The sequence below is a fragment of the uncultured Oscillibacter sp. genome, from assembly GCF_910587525.1.
In the GTDB taxonomy this organism is placed as follows: Bacteria; Bacillota; Clostridia; order Oscillospirales; family Oscillospiraceae; genus Oscillibacter.
The window spans coordinates 1-3,784 of record NZ_CAJULS010000176.1; the positions used below are offsets into that span (position 1 = coordinate 1).

At 57.7% G+C, this 3,784-nt stretch carries 4 protein-coding genes and 1 other annotated feature; of the genes, 2 read left to right on the forward strand and 2 right to left on the reverse strand.

The annotated features are described in order from the left end of the window. Positions 1–156: 156 nt before the first annotated feature. Positions 157–1,437 (forward strand): methionine gamma-lyase family protein, encoded by a 1,281-nt coding sequence (locus QZ326_RS11825; protein ID WP_365329201.1) that lies wholly within the window; start codon positions 157–159, stop codon positions 1,435–1,437. A gap of 41 nt (positions 1,438–1,478) precedes the next feature. Here the strand turns inward: QZ326_RS11825 and QZ326_RS11830 are convergent, their stop codons facing one another. Both QZ326_RS11830 and QZ326_RS11835 read right to left on the reverse strand, forming a co-directional pair. Beyond that, positions 1,479–2,153 (reverse strand): PoNe immunity protein domain-containing protein, encoded by a 675-nt coding sequence (locus QZ326_RS11830; protein WP_295745460.1) that lies wholly within the window; start codon positions 2,151–2,153, stop codon positions 1,479–1,481. Positions 2,154–2,188: 35 nt separating this feature from the next. Then, positions 2,189–3,034, reverse strand: coding sequence for a DUF368 domain-containing protein (locus tag QZ326_RS11835; RefSeq protein ID WP_295745462.1), 846 nt, complete (start codon positions 3,032–3,034; stop codon positions 2,189–2,191). 229 nt (positions 3,035–3,263) lie between these two features. Beyond that, positions 3,264–3,507 (forward strand) — a binding site (T-box leader). A gap of 68 nt (positions 3,508–3,575) precedes the next feature. Here QZ326_RS11835 and QZ326_RS11840 point away from each other — a divergent pair. Continuing rightward, on the forward strand, positions 3,576–3,784 hold a 209-nt coding region (locus QZ326_RS11840; RefSeq protein ID WP_365329205.1), incomplete at its 3' end, for an ATP-binding cassette domain-containing protein.

The window sequence follows — 3,784 nt, forward strand, 5'->3', positions numbered from 1 at the left end:
ATAAGCTATTTTTTTACCCCCGGCTTAGCCGGGGGTTGCCTTTGGTACTACCAACAGCCATAAAAAACCGGCACGGAAACGTGTCGGTTTTTCTCTTGCTATTTTTCCAGAAGTCTGCTATATTTGGACAAAAAGTCAACAGAAGGAATGGACATCATGGAACAGATATATAGACAGCTCGGCGTCAGCCGGGCGGTATACGAATGCGGCGAGGCGGTCCTGGCCTCCCTGCGGCCCCGGTTTGACGCCATTGACCGGACAGCGGAGTACAACCAGTGCAAAGTTCTGGCCGCTATGCAGAAAAACCGGGTTAACGCCACCCATTTCGCCGCCACCACCGGCTACGGCTACGACGACGAGGGCCGCGACAATCTGGAGCGGGTCTACGCGGACGTCTTCCACACGGAGGCCGCCCTGGTGCGTCCCCAAATCACCTGCGGCACCCACGCGCTAACGGTGGCGCTGTCTGCAAACCTGCTGCCAGGGGATGAGCTTCTCTCCCCTGCCGGAGCCCCCTACGACACCTTGGAAGAGGTCATCGGCATCCGGGAGAGCAAGTGCTCCTTAAAGGAGTATGGCGTCGCCTACCGGCAGGCGGACCTGCGTCCGGAGGGTTCTTTTGACTACGACGCCATCCGGACGGCCATCAACGACCGCACAAAACTTATCACCATCCAGCGCTCCAAGGGCTACGCCACCCGGCCATCCTTCTCCGTTGCGCAGATCGGAGAGTTAATCTCCTTCTGCAAGTCCGTGAAGCCGGACGTGAAGGTGATGGTGGACAACTGTTACGGCGAGTTCGTAGAGCGGCTGGAGCCCTCGGATCTGGGGGCCGACATGGTGGTGGGGAGCCTGATCAAGAACCCAGGCGGCGGGTTAGCCCCCATCGGCGGCTATATCTGCGGCACGAGGGAGTGCGTGGAGCGGTGCGCCTACCGGCTCTCCGCCCCGGGCCTTGGTCAGGAAGTGGGGGCCAATTTGGGGCTGATGCCCGCCTTCTATCAGGGGCTGTTCCTCTCCCCCACCGTGGTGGCCGGGGCGCTGAAAGGCGCCGTCTTTGCCGCCAACATCTATGAAAACCTTGGCTTTCCCTGTGTACCCAGCGCCGCTGAGGACCGCCACGACATCATCCAGGCGGTGACCCTTGGCAGCCGGGAGGCCATGGTGGCCTTCTGCCGCGGCATTCAGGCCGCCGCCCCAGTGGACAGCTACGTCACCCCGGAACCCTGGGCCATGCCCGGGTACGACAGCGATGTCATTATGGCGGCGGGGGCCTTTGTCCAGGGCAGCTCCATCGAGCTCTCCGCCGACGGCCCCATCCGCCCCCCCTACGCCGTGTACTTTCAGGGCGGGCTGACGTGGTATCACGCCAAGCTGGGGATTTTGATGAGCCTCCAGAAACTGGTGGAATCGGGAATCGTCCGGCTGCCGGAGTGAATGAACAACCAGCCAGGCGGCCCGTGGGCTGCCTGGCTCTGTCAGTTATGTGCCAGGTCATAGGGATAATAGGGATTTTGCGCAAACCCGCTGTCGTCAACCCCGAATATTTGGGACAGCGCCGCGATTTCAAAACACCAATATCCGCAGTATGTATCGTTTTTAGAGCGGTGAGCGTTGTACCAATACGCGTCCTTGTGATGCCGGTACCACTGGGACAATTCCAGTGACAATATCTCGGCCGGGTCCTCGCCTTCTGCAAGACGATTGAAATAATCCAGCTGAGACGGGCATATGGTCAATGGCTCATCTCGCAGAGATTGGAACAAACAGCCAATTAGCCCATCACGGGAATGAAACCTTCCCTCAATGGTCTCCAGTCCTGGTAGGAAGTCGAACTTTGTTCCCCGGAACAGCACCCCCAGCGAGAGCACATCAATAATATCATAGGTACTGTCCACTGGGGCGCAAACATCCTTGTAACTGTCAATGAACCGGAGATAGTGGGCATATACGTCCTGAATTCCGGCTCCCGCGGAGTAAGCCAACTTCACAGAGTCCATATGCAGCCTGGACAGCCAGCTCTTTCCAATTCTGATTCCGCGCTCGTTGGATGGCTCTATATCAGTGAGAAGCGTTTCAAATTTCAGGATACGGGCCTGGTTGGATTGAAGTTTATGGGCAAAATACTCCGGATTTTTGATGGTATCCCTCATACTTTTTCTCCTCTCGCTTCATGCGTGGTCCGGTGTCACGCCGGCCCGCCGGCCTTCATCCGCTGGTCCAGACGGGCCAGAAAATAGGCCAGGGCGCAGCCTCCCGCACAACACAGCGCTGACAGCACAATCTCCCCTGCTCCCCTGTAAGAGGTGGGAATAATCACCAGCGTGGAGGCCAGCACGATCCCAAAGATCCCGTGAAAAGCCACAGAGTACCAGCGGCGGAAGCACCAGGTCACCAGCCGCGCCAGCAAAAACACCGTCAGCAACAGCCCCGGCAGCGAGGCGGACAACACCAGAAAATCCAAGTTTGCCAGCCCCTCCAGCACAGGCTGGTACAGGTCCAGGGCCATCATCACCGAGGAGGAGGTCATACCTGGGATCACAATGCCCATCCCCCACAGCACACCGCAGAAATTATACCACCAGAAATTGGGCTCCGCCGAAAAACAGGCGGTGCGGCTGACATAAAACAGCCCAGCGAACACACTGCCGGCACACAGAAACAGGCTCACCCAGGAGGCGGCGGAGCGCCCCTCCTTCCCCGCCTCCCGATACAAGGCAGGCACCGTGCCCACAATGAGTCCAATGAAGAGCCAGGTGGTCACGGTACTGGAAAAGTCGATGGCCGCCGCAATTCCCCTGGCAAAGCCCATAAAGCCCGCGCACCATCCAAGTCCCAGGGGCGGAAGCCATCTCCAATACTTGGGCAGGGCCCGTTTTGGGTGGGTGAGGATCTCCATAAAGGGACGGTAGATGTCAAACACCACCGCCAGTACGCCGCCGGAAACACCGGGCAAAATCGCCCCAGCGCCGATCAAAGCGCCGCAGAGCAGGTTCCGCAGCCAGTGTATGATCCTGTTTTGCCTCCCGCCCATCTTTCGTCCCCTCTCTGTTTTTCTGTATAGATAATAGCAGTTTTACCCTCTCTTTTCAATCCAATACCAGCCGCCAATTTGAAAAATTTTCCGCCAAAAGGCTGTCTCTTTTCATTTATTTGTCTAAATCCGATAAAGTTTTGCGGGTAAGATGCGGATATTATAGTCGTTTCCCCTGTTGACATGCGGCTGCTTCTTGTGTAAACTGCAAAGTAATCAATTTCATATTGCAAAGACGATGAAGAGAAGAGTAAGCAGGCAGATACGACACAGAGAGCCCCGGTTGGTGCAAAGGGGTACGGAAGGGCCTGCCGAACATGGTCTTGGAGTTGCGTGGCCGACCGCTTCGGCGCAGGTCACGACGGGAGCCGCCCGTCACAGCGCAGAAGTGTATCCGCACTTCCAAAGGCCGTCTCCGCGAGGAGGCGTGTGAACCAAGGTGGTACCACGGCGTTTGAACGTCCGTCCTTGAAGCATCTGCTTCAAGGACTTTTTTGTTGTAAATGAACCGTAAAGGAGTTTCAATACTGTGAGTCAATCGATCATTCAGATCCAGCATCTGAGCAAGACCTTCGGCGGCGGCGCGGAGGCCGTCCACGCCCTGGAGGACATCAATCTGGACATCCGCCAGGGGGAGATCTTCGGCATCATCGGCCTCTCCGGCGCGGGCAAGTCCACCCTGGTGCGGTGCATGAACCTGCTGGAGCGCCCCACCTCCGGCACGGTGGTGGTGGACGGCCAGAACCTGAC

Excerpts from the sequence above, each read along its gene's own strand:
- QZ326_RS11835 (WP_295745462.1), bottom strand. The coding sequence starts at position 3,034 with ATGGGCGGGAGGCAAAACAGGATCATACACTGGCTGCGGAACCTGCTC.
- QZ326_RS11830 (WP_295745460.1), bottom strand. The coding sequence starts at position 2,153 with ATGAGGGATACCATCAAAAATCCGGAGTATTTTGCCCATAAACTTCAA.
- QZ326_RS11825 (WP_365329201.1), top strand. The coding sequence starts at position 157 with ATGGAACAGATATATAGACAGCTCGGCGTCAGCCGGGCGGTATACGAA.